Genomic DNA, 17,402 nt, shown 5'->3' with positions numbered 1-17,402 from the left:
TCAGCCACGCCGGCCGGCCCTGGCACCTGCTATGGTTGCCTCACACCCCCGCACAGAGCCCGCTATGGAACCCGGAAACGCCCAGCTGTCGATGACCGTACTGATGACCCCGGACATGGCCAACTTCTCCGGCAATGTGCACGGCGGTACCCTGCTCAAATACCTCGATGAAGTCGCCTACGCCTGCGCCAGCCGTTATGCCGGTTGTTACGTGGTGACCCTGTCGGTGGACCAGGTGATCTTCCGCGAACCCATTCATGTCGGCGAACTGGTGACCTTCCTCGCCTCGGTCAATTATTCCGGGCGTACTTCGATGGAGGTCGGCATCAAGGTGATCACCGAGAACATCCGCGAGCGCTCGGTGCGCCACACCAACAGCTGCTTCTTCACCATGGTCGCGGTGGATGAACACGGCAAGCCGGCGGCGATTCCGGCCCTTGAGCCGACCACCGCAGACGCCCTGCGGCGCCAGCGTCAGGCCCTGCAACGTCGGCAGATCCGCAACGAGCTGCAACAGCGCTACCAGGCGCTGAACGAAGAAAAAAGCTGAACCCGCAGACAACAACCCCCACCAGCGGCACAATTGTGCCCCGTGCATAACACCGAGTAGGGCCATGGAAAGCCTGTATTTCTCCCCCATGCTGCTGGGCCTGAACCTGATGCTGGCGAGTGCCATTGCCTGCAGCGGGCTCTGGTATTTCTCCCGCCCCTACCGTGGCCCCGGTTTGTGGATGCTGGGCAGCTGGACCCTGATCATCGGCATCCTGCTGTTCATGGGTTTTATGGCCAGTGGCAGCAAACTGCTGAATATTCTTGGCAATGCCCTGCAACTGGCCGGCGAAGCGATCATCCTGCTCGGCGTGTTTCGCTTTCTCGGCCTGCCGCTGCCCTGGTGGACTGTCCCCGCCAGCGCCGGATTGATGAGCCTGGCCCTGAGCTGGCACTGGTGGCTCAGCCCCATCAACTCGGAATACCTCGTCGCGCTGTACGCCGCAATTGGCGGCCTTCTGCCCCTGCAAGCCTGCTGGGCGCTGTGGCGTGCGCCCAGCGAGGTGGAACTGCACGGCGTCTGCCGGTTTGTCGCCATCGCCTTGCTCGGTTATGCCATGGTCACCCTGTTGCGCGGCGTGATTGGCCTGCACGATGGCCTGCAAGGCATCGTGCACGACGATGTCACGCGCTCCGTTAGCTACCTGCTGCCCTACAACTTCGGCATTCCGCTGTGGCTTGTGGCCCTGGTCGGCCTGGTGCTGCTGACCATGCGCCGCATCCTGTCCGACAGCCAGCGTAACGCCCAGCAGGCCGCTGCCAACGCCGAGCGTTTCGAACGCCTGATGAGCGTGAGCAACGCCGGTGTGATGGTGCTCGACGGCGAACGCATCATCGACAGCAACCCCAAGCTGGAACAGCTGTTTGCGCAAACCCGTGACCAACTGCTCGGCCAACCGCTATCGCGGCTTTTCGACAGCAGCAGCCAACAGCCACTCAGCGAACTGCTGCAACAGGCTGATGGCCGTCCCCACGACCTGCTCGCCCAACGCGCTGACGGCCAGCCATTCGCCGCCGAACTGAGCATCGCGCGCCTGGCCGAAGCGCAGCAGCAGGTCGCCGAGATCCGCGATGTCAGCCAGCGCAAGGCCCTGGAAGAACAGCTGCGCCAACTCGCCACCACCGACCCGCTGACCAGCGCCCTCAATCGCCGCGCCTTCCAGCAACGCGCCGAGCATGAGCTGAGCCGCAGCCAGCGTCAGGGCACAGCGCTGTGCCTGGCGATACTCGACCTGGATCATTTCAAACGGGTCAACGACCAGCACGGCCACGCCGTCGGCGATCAGGTACTGGTGGCGTTCAGCACACTGTGCCGCCAGCAGGCGCGCAGCACCGACCTGTTCGCCCGTTTTGGCGGCGAAGAATTCGTCATCCTGCTGCCCGACAGTGACCTCAACGCCGCGCACCAGCGCCTGGAGCGCCTGCGCAGCGACCTGCACACGCACCCCATCGACACGGTTCAGGGCCCGCTGAACATCAGCGTCAGCATCGGTCTGGCCAGCAGCCGTCCGCATGAAACCCTGGAGCAGCTGCTACAGCGCGCCGACACCCAGCTGTACCAGGCCAAAACCCAGGGCCGTAACCGCATCTGCCAGGATGCCGAATGAGTACAGGCTCAGCGGTTGTGCTCTGTTAAGCTCTGCTTCCTGCTGCCGGAGCCATTATGTTCGAGCTCTTTGATATGTTTCTGCTGATGCTATTCGCCACTGCCTGCGCCTGGCTGTGGCATGCCCATGGCTTGCGCGAACGGGCGCTGGAGCTGGTGAAGCAGCACTGCGCCAAGACCGATATCGAATTACTCGATGACAATGTCGCCCTGCGCCGGCTCGCCCTGTTGCCTGATGCACGCGGCCGCAAACGCCTGGCCCGGGTGTATGGTTTCGAATTTACGGTAACCGGCGAACAGCGGCATGAAGGCAGCATCACCCTGTTCGGCAAGCACCTGGGACGCATCGAATTGGCTGCCCATCCATTGCGTGAACCGCCACCCAGCGCTCAGGTGATCGAAATGCAGCAGTGGCGCGCACTGCATCAGGAACCGGACAACAACACCCGTCACTAGAGCCTGACACCCGCCTCGGCCAAGAACGCCAGTACCTGTTGCCACTCGACCCGGCAGCCATGGGTCATTGGCCTGCGCAGCACACGGCACTTCAACCGATGCCAGCGGCCACCCTGCTGATGAAGCCGGCAGCCCGCCAGCAACCAGTTCGGCTCGAATGCATCCCACACACCCGCCACGACCCAATGGTTGAGCCAGACCTGCGGAGCCACTTCATAGTGGTAGATATGCTGCAGCTCACGGCGGCTCAGGCCACTGGCGCGCAGCCTTACAGCGATCTGACGCAGCGCTGACTGATCCAGTTCAGTGTCCAGCCACAGCTCGGACAGCGCCAGCCAGACATCCTCGCGGCAGGCCATGGCTCAGCACTCAGTTGCGCTGCAACAGAAAGCGCGCCACACGGGCAGCACTCTCGGCCGGTTGTTCCTGCATAAAACAGTGCCCGCCGGGCACTACATGGCCACTGACATGCCCATTGCTGGCGCACCAACGGGCCACCGACTTGGCCACAAAGGGGTAACTGCGCTCACCATAAAGCACCTGGGTCGGGGTGGTGACTTTGCCCAGCGACGGCCACAGACGCTTGGGAAAAGAGCTGAAAATGTCGGCTTCGCGACTCGGCCGGCAGCACAGCTCGACGCCCTTGTCGCTGTCCTTCAGCGCATGCTGGATATAGGCGGCAAAGGCCTCTTCAGTCCAGCCGCGAAACATCCCGCGGCCATGCAGCGCGGCATGCGCAGCGGCGCGGTCCGGCCAACTGCTGCGCCGCTTGAGTGCCTTGCTGGCCAGGGTGGTGCGCCGGCTCAATCCGACCACATCGGACAACGCCATCACCCCGATCATCGCCGGGCTGAACAGCACCGGATCAAGCAGCACCGCACGCTGGAACAACGCCGGGTGACGCGCCAGGATCAGGCTAGTCAGCACCCCGCCAAAACTGTGGCCCAGCGCATAAGCCGGGGCATCGGCAAAACGCTCACGACCAGCGCTAAACGCTTCTACCGCCAGCTCGGCACTGCGGTTCCAGCCATGGAACCGTCCACCGTGATCGCTCTCGCCATGGCCCTGCACATCGCACAACCACAAGTCGAAATCCTCGGCCAACAGCGCCAGCAGCGGCGTATACACCCGCCCGCAATAGCCATTGCCATGCAGAAAGTGCAACACAGGTTTGCCCGTAGGCGGCGTATACCAGCCACGCAGGGTAAAACCGGCGCTGCTGTTGTGTGACCAGGGAAGAAGGTGCATGAGCATGCCTTGCGTGAATTCATTAAGCGGAATTATCAGCGTAACCAGAGGACTCGTCAGTTCTATCTGACTCCGGCATGCTGACCGCAAACCTATCAGGGAGGACGTCAGGGTGTTTGTTTTACTGGAATCCAGCCACGCCGGCTTTATCGAGCACCTGCAAGAACAGCTCAGCAGCGCCGGCATCAACTGCCATGTACTGGCCATGGGACGCGCCGCAGACGGCGAGCTGCACTTTGCCATTCGCCTGCCGCTTTACAGTCAGATGCGCCACGCACGTCACCTGTTGTACCGCGACAGGCTATTTGCCTTGCGCATCGACCCGGCGTTCCATCAAGAGTGGCATGCACTGCGCGAAGCCCCCAGACAGCAGGTGATGCAGTGGCTCGCCTCACCCCTCGCTTTGCGTATCAGCGCACTGGCTGTGCTGATTCTGCTATTCGGCAGCCTGGCCGAAATGATCTGGCGCTAATACACAGGCCGCAAACCCGACCTGCAAGGCAGACACCTCCTGCGCCTCGGTGAAGATCAGCTCCAGCCGCGAGTCCTTGCGCCATTCGCTGTTTTGCCAATGCAGGGCCTGGCCATTCAGGGCGTTGGCGGACAGCCAGCCGGCGTTGCTGTGCAGCACCAGCTTGGCGCGACGCCAGGGCAGGCCGCTCAGCCACTGCTGCACCCGCAGCAGATTGAACTGCTGGCTGGGGTGCCAGCGCCAACCAATGCTCCAGCCTTCGGCCTGCTGTTGCACCTGGCAGATCGGCTCGCTTGGGCTGCGCCACAGTAACGGCAACGACGCGCTGCCGGTAGGCAGGTTATCCAGCGCGCCCGCGCTATCGGCCTGGGCGCTAAAACCGGGCAAGTCTGTGAGCGGCAAGGCGCCCTGGCGGGTCCAGTAAATCGGTCGCGCGGGCAGTTGCATCTGAATGCGCGCCTGGGTCGCTTCATCCAGCCCCTCGGCCTTGTTCAACAGCAGCAGCCCGGCGTGGCCAAGCGTCGCCTGCTGGCTATCCGGCAGCGCCTCACCCGCCGCCAGGGCCTGAGCATCCAGCACCAGCAGCGGCTCCTGCACGGCCAGCACGCCAGCCCAGGGCGCAGCGCCCAGCTGCTCCAGCAGTTGCAGGGGATGACCGAGGCCGGACGGCTCGATCAGCAGGCGATGCGGTTTGGCCTTGCGCAACAGCCGACTCAGGCCGACCTGAAACGGCACGCCGTTGACGCAACACAGGCAACCACCCGCCACTTCACCGAGGGCCACGCCGTCGTCGTCCGTGGTCAGCAGCGCGGCGTCCAAACCGATCAGGCCGAATTCATTGATCAGCACCGCCCAGCGTTCATGCGCAGGGCGCTGCGCCAGCAGGTGGCGAATCAGGCTGGTCTTGCCGGCACCCAGGGGGCCGGCGATCAGGTGGGTAGGGATATTTTTCAGCATGGGCCTATGGTGCGGGTTTGCCGGCCTGGGGAGAACCCCGGTACGGGGCGCAGACTGAATAAAAGCAGCATGCTAGAGTCGCCGGCATATTTTTTGGGGGATCGGTCGATGCGTGTTTTTCTGTTGCTGAGCCTGTTCACACTGTCCGGCCTGGCCTGGGGCGAGGCCTGTGTGGTGCATAGCCAGGCCGAACGCCTGGATGTGAAGGTCTGTCAGCAGAACCGCAGCATCCCACCCAACCTGTTTCGCACTGGCTTCTGTCAGCCGCAGTTGCAGGGCCAGAAGGTCGAGGTGGAATTTGTCGAGCAGTGCCCGATGGGTGCCTTTGGCGTATGCCGCAACGCTACCGTCGGCGGCACGCCTTATCAGCAGGATGTGCACTATTACGGGGTGGCCACGGATGCCACCTACCTCAAGCCCTTCTGCGAAAAGCAGAGCAAGGGTGTGTGGATGGCGCGTTAGTCGTCATCAAAACGTAACCCTGTTTATGTTCTAGTGGCTTTGGGTACCTCACCCCTGCATGCCGGGTCACGCGCCGGCATGCTTTCTAGTGCTTAAGGCTGCTTTCTACGCAGCCTATTTTTTGCCTGAAATTCAAGCCAGCCAGTCCAGCGTCAGCAATAAGCGCCGCTCACCGGCCGGCGGTTGCGGCGAGCGGTGAATCAACCCGCCACCCTCGTTGCCCGTCCATTTTTCACCCTTGGCGAGCAGCACATGCCCGGCCTCGGCGCGCTGGATCAGACTCGAATCGCTGGGATCGGCGGCTGGGTCACCCAAGCGGCGGCGCGCCATCACGCCTTCTGCCAGCCACTCGCTGCCGACTCCGGCATAGCTGGTGATCAAGCGCACCGGCACATGATCAACGTGGAAGCGCGGGCACATGGCCTTGTCGAGAATGCGCAGGCGCAGACCGATGCGCTTGGCATCGAACAGGCAGGCGAAAGCGCTGACCAGCCAGCTGACGTCCTGCAAAAAGGCCGCCTGGCCCGGCAGGTCGCTGTAACCATCCACCAGACCGCCTAGGCTCGGCTCGCTTTCCGGGCTGACCAACTCCAGCACCATCGATTGGCTCAGTGGCTCGCCCTGGGCTAATAGAGCGTTGGCAAAATCGCTGATCTGCGGCGGTAGCTGACGCTGCCAGAGCGCCAGATTGACCTCATCACGCAGCACCTCGCCGAATACATCAATCTGCTCACTGGCGATCTGCTGCAATGGCTGGCGCAACACCTGCGCAAGCATCAGGCCGCCTCCTCATGCCAGGGGCCGAATGGATCGGGCAGCGCGCGCCAGGCCTCGACACCGAGGGCCATTTCCGCCTCGGTGAGCAGGCAGGCATCCAGTTCGGCGCTCAGCACGGCGAAGTCGATGTTCTGGCCGATAAACACCAGCTCCTGGCGGCAGTCACCGGCCTGCGCCTGCCAGTTTTTCATGATCGCCTGCAGGCCTTCGTCATCCTGCGGCCACTGCGCCTTGGGCACAAAGCGCCACCAACGCCCGGCAAAACCGTGGCGCATCAGCCCGCCAGCCTGGGACCAGCTGCCGGCGTCCTGGTACTTGCTGGCCAGCCAGAAGAAGCCCTTGCTGCGCAGCAGGCGGCCGTTACTCCATTCGCGGTTGATGAAATTGAAGAAACGCTCGGGATGCAGCGGCTTGCGCGCCCGGTAAGCGGTGGAGGCAATGCCGTATTCCTCGGTTTCCGGGACGTGTTCACCGCGCAGCTCCTTGAGCCAGCCCGGCGCCTGGGCGGCGCGCTCGAAGTCGAAACGGCCGGTGTTGAGGATCGTGTTCAGCGGCACCACGCCCATGGCCATCGGCATGATGTCGGCGTGGGTATTGAGGCCCTTGAGGATGGCCATCAACTCCTCGCGCTCGTGGCTGCTGATCAGGTCGATCTTGCTGATCAGCAGCACATCGGCGAATTCCACCTGCTCGATCAGCAGGTCAGTGATCGAGCGCTCATCCTCTTCACCGAGGGTTTCGCCTCGACTGGCCAGGCTTTCGGCCTCGTGGAAATCGCGCAGAAAGTTCACCCCATCGACCACCGTGACCATGGTGTCCAGGCGCGCGACATCGGCCAGGCTCTGGCCGTCTTCGCCACGGAAGGTGAAGGTTTCCGCCACTGGCAGCGGCTCGCTGATCCCGGTGGATTCGATCAGCAAATAGTCGAAACGGCCGTCACGGGCCAGGCGGCCGACTTCTTCCAGCAGGTCTTCGCGCAGGGTGCAGCAGATGCAGCCGTTGCTCATTTCCACGAGTTTTTCTTCGGCGCGGTTCAGGCTGACATCACGCTGAACTTCGCTGCCATCGATATTGATCTCGCTCATATCGTTGACGATCACCGCCACTTTCAAACCCTGACGGTTTTTCAGAATGGCGTTGAGCAGGGTGCTTTTACCGGCACCGAGAAAGCCGGACAGCACGGTTACGGGAAGGCGATTGGTCATGATTGCAAGCTCCATCAGGCATTGGTCTGGCGCAGGTGTTTTTCGCGTTGTTCCTGACGCTCTTTGGCTTCGATGCACAGGCTGGCGGTAGGCCGTAGCAACAGGCGTTTGAGGCCAATCGGCTCGCCGGTCTCCACGCACCAGCCGTACTCACCACGGGCCAGGCGGTCGAGGGCTTCATCGATCTTGTCGAGCAACTTCTTTTCCCGCTCCAGCAGGCGCAGTTGCCACTGGCGCTGCTCTTCGGCGCTGCCAATGTCGGCGGGGTCGCTGCTGGTTTCGCGCTCGCGCAAACCTTCGAACTCGTCGGCAATGCGCGTTTGCAGTTCGCCGCGCTGACTTAGCAGCAGGCTGCGGAAAAACTGCTGCTGCGCAGCATTCATGTAGTCATCCGCCGGCTGGGCGAGCAGTTCGGCGTGGGTAAGCGGGCTTGAGGTCATCGTCAGGATTCACTGGCTTTGCGATTTATTTGTTATAACATAACATTTAAATGCACAACCGAGCGGCAGATTTCTGATGAACGCACTGACCTTGCCGGACATAGCCGCGCAACCCACTGCCCATGAACACACCCTGAACTGGGTTGGTATGCAAGGCATTGCACTGCCGATCAACCTGGCGGGGCAACGCATCCATGCCCGCGCGGATGTCGGCGTCAGCCTGGACGACGGCAAGGCACGCGGCATTCACATGTCGCGCCTGTACCTGGCGCTGCATGCGCTGGAACACTGCGAACTGAGCCCGGCGACGCTGCGGCAGCTTCTGAATGAGTTTCTCGACAGCCACCAGGGCCTGTCACAACAGGCGTCCATTGCCCTGCGCGGCGAGGTGTTGCTCAGCCGTCCTGCACTGGTCAGCCCGCTCGCCGGTTGGAAGGCTTATCCCTTCGAAGTGCGTGCACGCCAGGATTCATGGGGGTTTCACGTGGAACTACAGGTTGAAGTGGCCTATTCCTCAACCTGCCCGTGCTCCGCTGCGCTGGCGCGCCAACTGATTCAGCAGCGCTTTATCGAGGACTTCGCCAACCAACCGCTGGACCACGCACAACTGCTGGCCTGGCTCGGCTCGCCCCAGGGCATCATCGCTACGCCGCACAGCCAGCGCAGCATCGCCACCCTGCAAGTGCGCCTGCACAGCGACAGCGCGGAATTGCCGCTGGTTGCGCTGATCGACAGCGCCGAACAGGCCCTCAGCACCGCTGTGCAGACGGCGGTAAAGCGCGCCGACGAGCAAGCCTTTGCCCTGGCCAACGGGCAAAACCTGATGTTCTGCGAAGACGCCGCACGCCGTCTGCACAGTGCCTTGCGCGAACAACCGGGTTTCAGCGCCTTTCAGCTGCGCGTGGTGCACGCGGAAAGCCTGCACGCCCACGATGCAGTAGCGGAGAGCCGTTGCAACTGGCGCTGATTTACCCCGCGCCAAGGCAGCGCTACTCTGCCGGCTTACCGGGGCAACAGGGATCACCGCATGCGCGCAACGCCACCACCGCCGACGTTCAACCTGCGCACTTACCAGGCTGATGACCTGGCAACGCTGGTTGCGCTGTTTCAGGCTTCGGTCAGTCAACTGAGCAGCGCGCACTACAACGCCGCGCAGCGCCAGGCCTGGGCACCAGCCGTTGCAGACACACCCGCATGGCAAACACGTTTATCGTCACTTGAATTACTTATCGCCGAAGATAGCCATGTTATCGCCGGCTTTATCGGCTTTAGCCTGGATGGCCATATCGACCTGCTGTACTGCGCGCCCGCTTATGCCCGCCAGGGTGTCGCCAGCACCTTGTATACGGCCGCCGAACAACGCCTGCGCGCGGCCGGCGTACGTGAGCTGTTTACCGAAGCCAGTCTGGTGGCCCAGGCATTTTTTGCCGCCCAGGGATTTTCTGTGCAGCAGGCACAGACGGTGACGCGCGGCGCTGTTATGTTGCCGCGCATGCTGATGCACAAAACCCTGGAGCCGCAATGAACACCCTGACGACGATCGTGCTGGCCGCCGTGGTTCTGTCGGCCTGCGCCCTGGCGCTGTGGAGCTGGTACAACCAGCGCAAGCTGGAAAAGCTCGATGAGCGAATCAACCGGCAGAGCGAGCTGATCGCACAGCTCGACAGCGTGCTGGAAAACCCGCAGCTCAGCGAAGCCGAGCAGCTGGAAAGAAGCGAAGCCTTGCTGGCCAAGCTGCAGGAAACCCGTAAGCCCTAGTGCTGCTGAGGCCATGATGTGTGAGAGGGGCTTTCGGCTTGAGCATCCTGCTTCGCTCTACCTCCTGCATCCATGCAGTCGTAGCTACGATCAAAGTTCGTCGCGGCTAAAGCCTCTCCCACAAAGCGCGCTACCAGCCACCGCCTCCCCCACCACCACCACCGCCGCCGGACGAGCCACCCCCGGATGAGCCGCCACCGCCTGATGAACTGCTCGACGGTGGCGATGACGCCAGTGCCGTGGCGCTGCTGAGCCCGGCCGCCAGAGCGGTGCTCATCGCCAGCGGGGTACTGAAGCTGCTGCGGCTGTGGTACCAATCGGGGTGATAGTCACGCTGCTCCGAGTCGATCAGGCCGTTGGCCAGGGCCGTGCTGAAGCGCGCACTCCACTTGTCCTCCACGCCCAGGGCCATGGCGTAAGGCAGGTGTTTTTCATACAGCGCGATGCTCATCGCCGGCGCATTGCCAGCCAGTGCCAACGCATCGCTTTCCGCCAGTTGCAGGTAGTCGCGGTAGCCTTCCAACCCGTCGAGCAATTGCCGCCCCAGCAATGTGGGGGCCGGCAGCAGGTAGAAAAACAGCAGCACCAGCAGCACATACGCACACAGCAGCACCAACGCCGGCCAGGCGCTGGCCTCGGCAAGCATCAGCAGGCCAATCGGCACCGGCAACGCGAACAACAGGCCGAAAAACCCCAGGAGAATGCTCTTGCCCCAGCTGGGTTGATGCTTGGCCAGGTACAGCACGAAAAACGCCGGCACACCAAACCCAACAGAGAACACCATACCGGCCAGGCTGGTGGCCACGTCGTCTTCACTGCGTGCATCGATCAGCAGCGTCACCAGGCAGCCGACCAGCGCCCAGATCAACCCCCAGGTCCAGATGCCGCGGTTATTGCTGAACCAGGCTTTGCCCTGCTGCTGCAGCTGGCTTTTCATGCCGGCCAGGGCATCGGCCAAGCGCGGCTCATAGTCGCTGCCCAGTTTCAGCGCGATACCTTCCTTGTTGGCCGGAAACAGACGCTTGCGCACCTCGCGATCCTCTTCGCTGAGATCGCCAGTACCTTTCCCGCGCGCCAGGCTGAAAGCCCCGCTACGGGTTTCTTCCAGATGCAGGTACTTGCGGATGGCCATATCGGTGAGCCATACACTGAACGCACGGGCGTCCTGAAAATGCCCTTTGAAACCGCGATGCCAGAGGTAGCCGGCCTGCACCGGGCTCATGCCTTGTGGTGCCTCGAACAGCGCAATGATCAGGCCTTTCTGCGGATCACGGCCGACCCGATCCCAAGCACGCAGGTAAAACATCACCAGGCCAACCAGTAGCAGCGCGCCCAGGCACAGGCCGAGGTTGTCACGCAGCAACGCGCCGCCGCGCTCGACCAGGCTAGGCCGCGCCACCAGCCCGGCCTGCCAGTCCACGGCGACCGTCAGGCCGTGGTAGGCCGGCAAGGCTTGGGTGGTGGCTAGGCGCAGATAATCGGCGCGCTGCTCAAGCACCTTATAGGCCTCGCCCTGCTCACCATCGGCCCCGGTATAGGCGGCCAGATCACCCATCCGTGCACCGGCAGGCAGTTTGACCTCCGCCGAGGCCCGCAGAATCGGGAACACCCACTGATTGCCGGTGACGTTCCAGTACAACTCATCCGAATCCGCGTGGTGCAACAACTGCCGTTCAACCCGGTAACGCAACTCGTACTGATAGCGCCCCGGTTGCAGCAGTTGGTCCGCCGAGCCCAGGTAATAGCGCACCCAGCTGCCGTTCTGCTCAACCCGCACACGCTCCGCCTGGCCATCGCGGCTCGCCCCAAGCAAGGTGATCGGGCTGCTCTGCAGCAGGCCCATGGGCAGGCTGTAGGTAACCGGCAGATCGCGATAGATACCGCGCTTGATCTGCTCCCCCTCGGCCTGCACGGTAATCCGCTCGGTCACCAGTAGGTTGCCGTCCGGCTGCACCTGCAACGTTACGTCAAAGTCCTCGATCACCTCTTCGGCGCTGGCCCACAGCGGCAACAGACACAGGCTCAACAACAGGCTGCGTAGCCATCCATGCATATCAGAACTCCATTTTTGGCGACTGAGCGTCACGCGGGTCATCCAGGCTGAAGTACTCTGCCCGGTTAAAAGCAAAGGGCCGCGCCACCAGGTTGCTCGGCACCGACTCGACCAGCACATTCAGCTCGCGCACCGCGCCGTTGTAATAACGCCGGGCCATCTGGATATGGTTCTCGACCTCGGTGAGGTTGCGCTGCAGATCGAGAAACTGACCATCGGCCTTGAGCGTCGGATAGTCCTCGATCAAGGCAAACAGCTGGCGCAACTGCGTGCCCAGGTGTGCCTCCACCGGCGCCCGCTCGCCCAGCGGCGAATCGGCCAGCTGAACGGCGCGCATACGTTCCTGCACCAGCGCCTCAAGCGTGCCTTGCTCGTACTTCATGTACTGCCGCACGCACTCGACCAGCGCCGGAATCAGACTGGCGCGGCGCTTGAGCTGCACATCGATACCGCTCCACGCCTCGGCCACCCGTGCGCGGTTGAACACCAGGCGGTTGTAGTAATAAATCGCCAACCCCGCGAGCGCCACCAGCAGCGCCGGCACCACCCAGAATCCCGCCCCTTGCATAGCCACTCCTTGAGAAAATCGGCTGAACGCCTGCGCTATCCGCCACCACTTCACACCATAGCCGGTGCCGCCCTCACCTGCTCCACCCCAGTAGCAACAAGGGCGCATCCCGGCACTGGCCTTATAACAGGCTGTGTAGGTGCAACGCTCGTCTTGGCACCTATTGCTGCCCGCCAGCGAGGGATTTTTTCATCCGTCTGGTCAGGCTTTATCGACAGGTTGTCTCCCGCTGGACGAGGCAATTAGCTATGGTTTGCCTATGGCCTGCTCGAGGTCGTTGTTCGAGATGTCGTTGATGAGAGCACTGCTGACTCTGCTGACCTGCCTGTCCTTCAGCCTTGCCGCGCCCGCATCGGCCGAGACCTTTACGGTCGGGGTCGAGCTGCAACCCTATATGCCTTATTCCGACGTACAGGACGGCCAGTACCTGGGCTATGGTCGCGACCTGCTGGACGCCTTTGCTGCATACCAGGGCCATCAGTTCATCTACCAGCCACTGCCTGTGCGGCGTCTGCTGAGTGACTTTCTCAATGATCGGGTGGCGTTCAAGTACCCGGACAACCCGCGCTGGAACGCCGATATCAAGCAGGGCCACCACCTGTATTACAGCCAGGCCGCGGCGGCTGCGGTGGATGGCGTGCTGGTCAAACCGCAGCTGCTGGGCCAGGGCAAACAGCGCTTGCGCCGGCTCGGCACCCAGCGCGGCTTCACTCCCTGGCCCTACCTGGACGATATCAAGGCCGGGCGCATGATCCTGATCCAGGCCAACCAGATCGAGTCACTGCTGGCCATGGCCATGAGCGACCGGGTCGATGGCGTCTACCTCAATCCACAGGTGGTGCGGCACCAGCTGTACAACCATGCCGCAGGTGATGCGCTGGTGTTCGACCCCAGCCTGCCCTATCAGGATGATCACTACTTCCTCTCGAGCATCCATCACCCGCAGGTGATCGAACAGTTCAGCGCCTTCCTCAACAGCCAGGCCGATCTGGTACAGACCCTCAAGGAACGCCACGGCATCGCCAACCCGCTCAACGAGCGCTGACAGCAGCTGGCAGGACTAGGGCTTTAACCCACCACAATCCGCCGCCACCCAACGCGCCTGGCTTTGCATGCTGCCGCTCTGGCCATCGAAGGTGCCATTGACCTGGGTGGTGAATTCCCGCTCGCTGACAAAGTGGGTTTGCCCTTCGCCCTGACCTTCGGGGCAACTGAAGCGAAACTTCCACAGGCTGGCACTGCGCTCGGTCACTTCATTGCGGCAGCCGGAGTTGGGGTCTTGCAGGGGGATCTGTTGGGCCTTGATCTGTGCCTCGCTCATGCACACACGCACGCCCTTGTCGCCCAGCTGCACGCCTTGCTGCGCCATCATCTGTTCCATCATCTGGCGCTGTTCGGGAGGCAGATTTTTCAGCTGTTCCAGCATCGTTTGCATGCCCGGCAACGCCTGGCCGCCGAGCTGCATGCTGTTCGAGCTGATTTCCCAGAGACCGGGTTGAAGTTCCACTGCACACGCCAGCGTGGGCAGCAGGCAAAAACTCAATAGCAGAGGATGACGACTACGGCGCATAAGCGGCTCCTGAAGGGTGAATCCCCTGCAAGCGTAGACTGCTGCATCCGTCCGTGCGCCTGATGGGTTATGCCGCGCCAGAGCAGGCGGCAGACCGTCTGCAGCTGCCGTGCGGCTCACCCATCCTACGGGGTGACGTCCTCTTGATAGATACGCAGACCGCGAGCCTGGTAGTTGGCCAGCGCGCTGGGGTGGTCGAGGCTGCAGGTGTGTACCCAGACCCTTGTGGTGCCCGGCCAGGCCCAGGCCGACTGCAATGCATGGCTCAGCAACGGGCCGCCAAAGCCCTGACCGAAAAACGCCTCGGCCAGACCAAAATAGAGAATCTCCACGGCGCCGTCGGCATCACGCAGCAGCTCGTAGTAGCCGGCAATCGCGCCCTGGTGATAGGCCACCCAGGTGCGGTGGTTGGGCTGCTCGATCAGTTCGCGCCACTGCGCGTCGGTCCAGCTGAGCTTGTCAGTCCACTGCCACGGCTCGCCAACCAACTGGTAGAGAAAGCGGTTGAGCTGAAACTGCTTGTGCTGGCACTCCACCACGTTCAACTCGACCGGCAGGGCTTTGCCAAGAATCTGCTCAGGGTGCTGCATATCCAGGTAATAGGTGATGGTGCTCATAACATCCTGCTTGTCAGTCAATCCGGTGAAATTAACCGTTACGGCAAACGAACAAAACCCCCACCGGCTTGGCCAAATGGGGGTTCTCCTCTTTTAACGCCAGGGCTTGTGGCCTTGGGAGCGGACGTGGCGTTAACCCTCGTCCTGGCCGGCATCCGCAGATGCCGGGGAGCGTTGCTCGCAGCTCCAGAGTTCCAACGCCGGCTGGGTCGCTTGTGGCGGGCCGAGCCATTCTCTCATTGAGTGGCAACGCTGGTTGAAACACAGTTGGTAATCCCCGGCTTCGGGCGTACGCCCGACTCGCAGGGGTTGCAAGGGCGGGAGCTGACGCTGGTAATGCCAGCTGCCCTCGCGCAGTTCGGCGCCGTCTGGAATCTCCATACCGGCCCCGGAACCCTTGACCCGCGCCTCGCCGAGCAACAAACCCTCGGCACTGACACGGTAATCCTCTTCCCAACGCACGTTCTCAATCGTATGTGTCCAGGCCAAGGTAAAGCTGGGCGTGGGCACTTGTGCCCATACCGCGCCGGCCAGGCCCAGACACAGCCCGATCATGCCGCCGCCATCAGCAACTGGCGGCGCGCACGCAGCATATGCTGCGCAATCACTGCAACCGCCACCAGAAAGCCGACTTCATCGGTGGTCACGTTATACAGGCCCAGCAGGTCATAGCTGAACACCGAAGCCGGAATCACCAGCGACGCACCAGCGGCGAAAATCAGCAGACGCTCCCATGCCTGCAGCGGGGCCGAGAAATAGCCCACCACGGCCATGCCCCACAACCCTACGGCAAACACTGACTTGATCAGCATGTAGAGGATCGCGCCCCAGTCGTCACCCTGCATCAACAGCGCCGGATCGTACACCGCCATAAACGGCACGACGAAGCCACACGCGGCGATTCGCACCGACCATAGGCTGATCTTCAGGCCGTTCTCCTTGGCGATCGAACCGGCGGCGAAGCAGGCCAGCGCCACCGGCGGCGTCAGATCGGCCATCAGGCCGAAGTAGAAGACAAACATGTGCGACACGATCAGCGGCACACCCAGCTCCAGCAACGCCGGCGCGGCGATGGCACTGGTGATGATGTAGTTGGGGATGGTCGGGATACCCATACCCAGCACCAGGCAGGTGAACATGGTCAGCAGCAGCGAGAGGAACAGGTTGTTCTCACCGATGGCCATGATGTAGCCGGCAAAGGTGGTGGCGATGCCAGTCAGCGAAACCACGCCGATGATCACCCCCACCAGGATGCACGCCACCGCCACCGGTACCGCATGGCGCGCGCCATCGGCCAGAGCCCAGACACAGGCGCGCAGGGTTTCACGGCCGCCCTTGACGTAGAAGCAGCCAGCAACCAGCACGCCGATCACACCGAACACCACGCCAATGCCGTACTTGAGGAAGCCGGAGCTGACCAGACCCAGGGCGATCCAGAAGGCAATCTTCAGCCACAGGTTGCTGGCGCGCATGACGATGGCCGTGCCGAGGATGACGATGGCGGTCAGGGCCAGGCCTACGGTGCCGGAGAACATCGGGGTGAAACCGGCGAACAACAGGTACACCAGCACAACCAGCGGAATCAGCAGGTACCAGCGCTCCTTGATCGCCGCGAACGGGTCGGGGCATTCCGCTTTCGGCAGTCCGGTCAGCTTGAGGCGTTGGGCCTCGAGGTGCACCGTCCAGAAGATCGAGCCGAACCACAACAAGGCCGGGATCAGCGCTGCCTTGGCGATTTCCACATACGGCACGTTGATGGTCTCGGCCATGATGAACGCCACGGCGCCCATGATCGGCGGCATGATCTGGCTGCCCATGCTGGCAGAGGCTTCTACCGCCGCAGCGAAGGTGCCCTTGTAGCCGAAACGCTTCATCAGCGGGATGGTGAACTGGCCGGTGGTGACCACGTTGGCCACACCGGAACCGGTGATAGTGCCCATCAGCGCCGAGGTCACCACCGATACCTTGGCCGGGCCGCCGGTCTTGTGACCGAACAGGCCCATGGCGAAGTCGGTGAACAGCTTGATCATCCCGGCCTGCTCAAGGAAGGCGCCAAACAGAATGAACAGGAAGATATAGGTGCCCGACACATAGGTCGGTGTGCCGTAGAAGCCTTCGGTGCCGAAGGAAAGCTGGTTGATGATCTGGTCGAAGTCATAACCGCGGTGCGCCAGGTCGCCCGGCAGGTGTTGGCCGAACAGGCCGTATGCCAGGAAGCAACCGCAGATGATCGGCAACGCCAGGCCCATGACCCGCCGCGCCGCCTCGAACACCAGCACCAGCAAGGTGATGCCGACCAGCATGTCGAAGGTGTTGAGATCGCCCGAGCGCTGGATCAGATCCGCCTCGAAGTACCACTGGTAAATCGCCGTACTCAACCCCGCCAGGCCCAAGCCCCAGGCCAGTGGCGTCCATGGCCGGCCCTGGCCACGCATGGGGAAGCACAGGTACACCATCAGCAGCACAAAGCCGACGTGCCCGGCACGCAGCACCTGGCTGGAGAACGGATGGAACGCGGCCCCGATGATCTGATAGACCGAAAACAGGATCGCGACGTAGAACACGGCCTTGGGCCACTGGCTGGGGTTACCAGTCAGACCTGGATGATCACTCATGGGTAAATTCTCGATGCAATTGGACTCACAATCGGGGAGCGGACGCTGT

The 17,402-nt window shown here is 62.5% G+C and carries 21 protein-coding genes; 9 read left to right on the top strand and 12 right to left on the bottom strand.

Features of this window, described 5'->3' with window-relative positions; translation table 11 throughout:
- The first annotated feature begins 64 nt into the window (after nt 1-64).
- The 3 genes from ACSQ17_RS11160 to ACSQ17_RS11150 all read left to right on the top strand — a co-directional run bounded on the left by ACSQ17_RS11160 (nt 65) and on the right by ACSQ17_RS11150 (nt 2,611).
- Nucleotides 65-550: an acyl-CoA thioesterase gene (locus tag ACSQ17_RS11160; protein WP_233683128.1), complete on the top strand. Its 486-nt coding sequence runs from the start codon at nt 65-67 to the stop codon at nt 548-550.
- Between the two features lie 64 nt (nt 551-614).
- Nucleotides 615-2,156 carry a diguanylate cyclase gene (locus ACSQ17_RS11155; protein ID WP_436068651.1) on the top strand — a complete coding sequence of 514 codons (1,542 nt, stop codon included), beginning with the start codon at nt 615-617 and terminating at the stop codon, nt 2,154-2,156.
- Nucleotides 2,157-2,212: 56 nt separating this feature from the next.
- A complete protein-coding gene (locus ACSQ17_RS11150) occupies nt 2,213-2,611 on the top strand; it encodes a DUF3301 domain-containing protein (protein ID WP_233683126.1) in 399 nt (132 codons plus the stop codon).
- On the opposite strand, the gene ACSQ17_RS11145 is transcribed toward ACSQ17_RS11150, so the two are convergent.
- Entirely contained in the window at nt 2,608-2,970 is a 363-nt protein-coding gene (locus tag ACSQ17_RS11145) for a DUF7079 family protein (protein WP_436068650.1), read from the bottom strand. The two genes, ACSQ17_RS11150 and ACSQ17_RS11145, sit on opposite strands and share 4 nt — an antisense overlap.
- A gap of 10 nt (nt 2,971-2,980) precedes the next feature.
- Nucleotides 2,981-3,859: an alpha/beta fold hydrolase gene (locus ACSQ17_RS11140; RefSeq protein ID WP_436068649.1), complete on the bottom strand. Its 879-nt coding sequence runs from the start codon at nt 3,857-3,859 to the stop codon at nt 2,981-2,983.
- 112 nt (nt 3,860-3,971) lie between these two features.
- Here ACSQ17_RS11140 and ACSQ17_RS11135 point away from each other — a divergent pair, with 112 nt between their 5' ends.
- Nucleotides 3,972-4,331: a hypothetical protein gene (locus ACSQ17_RS11135; protein WP_436068648.1), complete on the top strand. Its 360-nt coding sequence runs from the start codon at nt 3,972-3,974 to the stop codon at nt 4,329-4,331.
- On the opposite strand, the gene ACSQ17_RS11130 is transcribed toward ACSQ17_RS11135, so the two are convergent.
- Nucleotides 4,296-5,288, bottom strand: coding sequence for a CobW family GTP-binding protein (locus ACSQ17_RS11130; RefSeq protein ID WP_436068647.1), 993 nt, complete (start codon nt 5,286-5,288; stop codon nt 4,296-4,298). The genes ACSQ17_RS11135 and ACSQ17_RS11130 overlap by 36 nt on opposite strands.
- A 108-nt stretch (nt 5,289-5,396) precedes the next feature.
- Here ACSQ17_RS11130 and ACSQ17_RS11125 point away from each other — a divergent pair, with 108 nt between their 5' ends.
- Complete coding sequence (locus ACSQ17_RS11125; RefSeq protein ID WP_233683121.1) at nt 5,397-5,750, top strand: NADH:ubiquinone oxidoreductase; 354 nt, start codon at nt 5,397-5,399, stop codon at nt 5,748-5,750.
- Between the two features lie 132 nt (nt 5,751-5,882).
- On the opposite strand, the gene ACSQ17_RS11120 is transcribed toward ACSQ17_RS11125, so the two are convergent.
- From ACSQ17_RS11120 to dksA, 3 genes are read right to left on the bottom strand one after another with little or no spacing between them, the layout of a single operon-like run.
- The gene (locus ACSQ17_RS11120) at nt 5,883-6,527 is read right to left on the bottom strand and encodes a DUF1826 domain-containing protein (RefSeq protein WP_436068646.1); all 645 of its coding nucleotides are present in this window, start codon (nt 6,525-6,527) and stop codon (nt 5,883-5,885) included.
- Complete coding sequence (zigA, locus tag ACSQ17_RS11115) at nt 6,527-7,732, bottom strand: zinc metallochaperone GTPase ZigA (protein WP_436068645.1); 1,206 nt, start codon at nt 7,730-7,732, stop codon at nt 6,527-6,529. The genes ACSQ17_RS11120 and zigA overlap by 1 nt, the downstream gene beginning before the upstream one ends.
- A gap of 14 nt (nt 7,733-7,746) precedes the next feature.
- A complete protein-coding gene (dksA, locus tag ACSQ17_RS11110) occupies nt 7,747-8,172 on the bottom strand; it encodes an RNA polymerase-binding protein DksA (RefSeq protein ID WP_436068644.1) in 426 nt (141 codons plus the stop codon).
- 76 nt (nt 8,173-8,248) lie between these two features.
- Here dksA and folE2 point away from each other — a divergent pair, with 76 nt between their 5' ends.
- From folE2 to ACSQ17_RS11095, 3 genes are read left to right on the top strand one after another with little or no spacing between them, the layout of a single operon-like run.
- A complete protein-coding gene (folE2, locus tag ACSQ17_RS11105; RefSeq protein ID WP_436068643.1) occupies nt 8,249-9,139 on the top strand; it encodes a GTP cyclohydrolase FolE2 in 891 nt (296 codons plus the stop codon).
- Between the two features lie 60 nt (nt 9,140-9,199).
- Nucleotides 9,200-9,697: a GNAT family N-acetyltransferase gene (locus tag ACSQ17_RS11100; protein WP_436068642.1), complete on the top strand. Its 498-nt coding sequence runs from the start codon at nt 9,200-9,202 to the stop codon at nt 9,695-9,697.
- Entirely contained in the window at nt 9,694-9,930 is a 237-nt protein-coding gene (locus ACSQ17_RS11095) for a hypothetical protein (protein ID WP_436068641.1), read from the top strand. Before ACSQ17_RS11100 ends, ACSQ17_RS11095 begins: the two co-directional genes overlap by 4 nt.
- A 130-nt stretch (nt 9,931-10,060) precedes the next feature.
- Here the strand turns inward: ACSQ17_RS11095 and ACSQ17_RS11090 are convergent, their stop codons facing one another.
- Both ACSQ17_RS11090 and ACSQ17_RS11085 read right to left on the bottom strand, forming a co-directional pair.
- Nucleotides 10,061-11,983 (bottom strand): DUF2207 domain-containing protein, encoded by a 1,923-nt coding sequence (locus ACSQ17_RS11090; RefSeq protein WP_436068640.1) that lies wholly within the window; start codon nt 11,981-11,983, stop codon nt 10,061-10,063.
- A 1-nt stretch (nt 11,984) separates the two neighbouring features.
- Entirely contained in the window at nt 11,985-12,551 is a 567-nt protein-coding gene (locus tag ACSQ17_RS11085) for a LemA family protein (protein ID WP_436068639.1), read from the bottom strand.
- Nucleotides 12,552-12,846: 295 nt separating this feature from the next.
- On the opposite strand from ACSQ17_RS11085, the gene ACSQ17_RS11080 reads away from it, so the two are divergent.
- The gene (locus tag ACSQ17_RS11080; protein ID WP_436068638.1) at nt 12,847-13,596 is read left to right on the top strand and encodes a substrate-binding periplasmic protein; all 750 of its coding nucleotides are present in this window, start codon (nt 12,847-12,849) and stop codon (nt 13,594-13,596) included.
- Between the two features lie 15 nt (nt 13,597-13,611).
- On the opposite strand, the gene ACSQ17_RS11075 is transcribed toward ACSQ17_RS11080, so the two are convergent.
- The 4 genes from ACSQ17_RS11075 to ACSQ17_RS11060 all read right to left on the bottom strand — a co-directional run bounded on the left by ACSQ17_RS11075 (nt 13,612) and on the right by ACSQ17_RS11060 (nt 17,353).
- Nucleotides 13,612-14,121 carry a DUF3617 domain-containing protein gene (locus tag ACSQ17_RS11075; RefSeq protein WP_436068637.1) on the bottom strand — a complete coding sequence of 170 codons (510 nt, stop codon included), beginning with the start codon at nt 14,119-14,121 and terminating at the stop codon, nt 13,612-13,614.
- A 125-nt stretch (nt 14,122-14,246) separates the two neighbouring features.
- Nucleotides 14,247-14,738 (bottom strand): GNAT family N-acetyltransferase, encoded by a 492-nt coding sequence (locus tag ACSQ17_RS11070; RefSeq protein ID WP_436068636.1) that lies wholly within the window; start codon nt 14,736-14,738, stop codon nt 14,247-14,249.
- A 132-nt stretch (nt 14,739-14,870) separates the two neighbouring features.
- On the bottom strand, nt 14,871-15,293 hold the full coding sequence (locus ACSQ17_RS11065) for a DUF1850 domain-containing protein (protein ID WP_436068635.1): 423 nt from the start codon (nt 15,291-15,293) through the stop codon (nt 14,871-14,873).
- Nucleotides 15,290-17,353 (bottom strand): TRAP transporter permease, encoded by a 2,064-nt coding sequence (locus tag ACSQ17_RS11060; RefSeq protein WP_436068634.1) that lies wholly within the window; start codon nt 17,351-17,353, stop codon nt 15,290-15,292. The genes ACSQ17_RS11065 and ACSQ17_RS11060 overlap by 4 nt, the downstream gene beginning before the upstream one ends.
- Nucleotides 17,354-17,402 lie beyond the last annotated feature (49 nt).

Source organism: Pseudomonas sp. LjRoot71, assembly GCF_964253255.1.
GTDB lineage: Bacteria > Pseudomonadota > Gammaproteobacteria > Pseudomonadales > Pseudomonadaceae > Aquipseudomonas.
Note: the sequence above shows the minus strand (reverse complement) of the source record. Positions and strands in the feature narration are given on the sequence as shown.

Bases quoted from the DNA above. Each gene is read 5' to 3' on its own strand.
- ACSQ17_RS11160 (WP_233683128.1), top strand. From the start codon at position 65: ATGGAACCCGGAAACGCCCAGCTGTCGATGACCGTACTGATGACCCCG.
- ACSQ17_RS11155 (WP_436068651.1), top strand. From the start codon at position 615: ATGGAAAGCCTGTATTTCTCCCCCATGCTGCTGGGCCTGAACCTGATG.
- ACSQ17_RS11150 (WP_233683126.1), top strand. From the start codon at position 2,213: ATGTTCGAGCTCTTTGATATGTTTCTGCTGATGCTATTCGCCACTGCC.
- ACSQ17_RS11145 (WP_436068650.1), bottom strand. From the start codon at position 2,970: ATGGCCTGCCGCGAGGATGTCTGGCTGGCGCTGTCCGAGCTGTGGCTG.
- ACSQ17_RS11140 (WP_436068649.1), bottom strand. From the start codon at position 3,859: ATGCACCTTCTTCCCTGGTCACACAACAGCAGCGCCGGTTTTACCCTG.
- ACSQ17_RS11130 (WP_436068647.1), bottom strand. From the start codon at position 5,288: ATGCTGAAAAATATCCCTACCCACCTGATCGCCGGCCCCCTGGGTGCC.
- ACSQ17_RS11125 (WP_233683121.1), top strand. From the start codon at position 5,397: ATGCGTGTTTTTCTGTTGCTGAGCCTGTTCACACTGTCCGGCCTGGCC.
- ACSQ17_RS11120 (WP_436068646.1), bottom strand. From the start codon at position 6,527: ATGCTTGCGCAGGTGTTGCGCCAGCCATTGCAGCAGATCGCCAGTGAG.
- zigA (WP_436068645.1), bottom strand. From the start codon at position 7,732: ATGACCAATCGCCTTCCCGTAACCGTGCTGTCCGGCTTTCTCGGTGCC.
- dksA (WP_436068644.1), bottom strand. From the start codon at position 8,172: ATGACCTCAAGCCCGCTTACCCACGCCGAACTGCTCGCCCAGCCGGCG.
- folE2 (WP_436068643.1), top strand. From the start codon at position 8,249: ATGAACGCACTGACCTTGCCGGACATAGCCGCGCAACCCACTGCCCAT.
- ACSQ17_RS11100 (WP_436068642.1), top strand. From the start codon at position 9,200: ATGCGCGCAACGCCACCACCGCCGACGTTCAACCTGCGCACTTACCAG.
- ACSQ17_RS11095 (WP_436068641.1), top strand. From the start codon at position 9,694: ATGAACACCCTGACGACGATCGTGCTGGCCGCCGTGGTTCTGTCGGCC.
- ACSQ17_RS11090 (WP_436068640.1), bottom strand. From the start codon at position 11,983: ATGCATGGATGGCTACGCAGCCTGTTGTTGAGCCTGTGTCTGTTGCCG.
- ACSQ17_RS11085 (WP_436068639.1), bottom strand. From the start codon at position 12,551: ATGCAAGGGGCGGGATTCTGGGTGGTGCCGGCGCTGCTGGTGGCGCTC.
- ACSQ17_RS11080 (WP_436068638.1), top strand. From the start codon at position 12,847: ATGAGAGCACTGCTGACTCTGCTGACCTGCCTGTCCTTCAGCCTTGCC.
- ACSQ17_RS11075 (WP_436068637.1), bottom strand. From the start codon at position 14,121: ATGCGCCGTAGTCGTCATCCTCTGCTATTGAGTTTTTGCCTGCTGCCC.
- ACSQ17_RS11070 (WP_436068636.1), bottom strand. From the start codon at position 14,738: ATGAGCACCATCACCTATTACCTGGATATGCAGCACCCTGAGCAGATT.
- ACSQ17_RS11065 (WP_436068635.1), bottom strand. From the start codon at position 15,293: ATGATCGGGCTGTGTCTGGGCCTGGCCGGCGCGGTATGGGCACAAGTG.
- ACSQ17_RS11060 (WP_436068634.1), bottom strand. From the start codon at position 17,353: ATGAGTGATCATCCAGGTCTGACTGGTAACCCCAGCCAGTGGCCCAAG.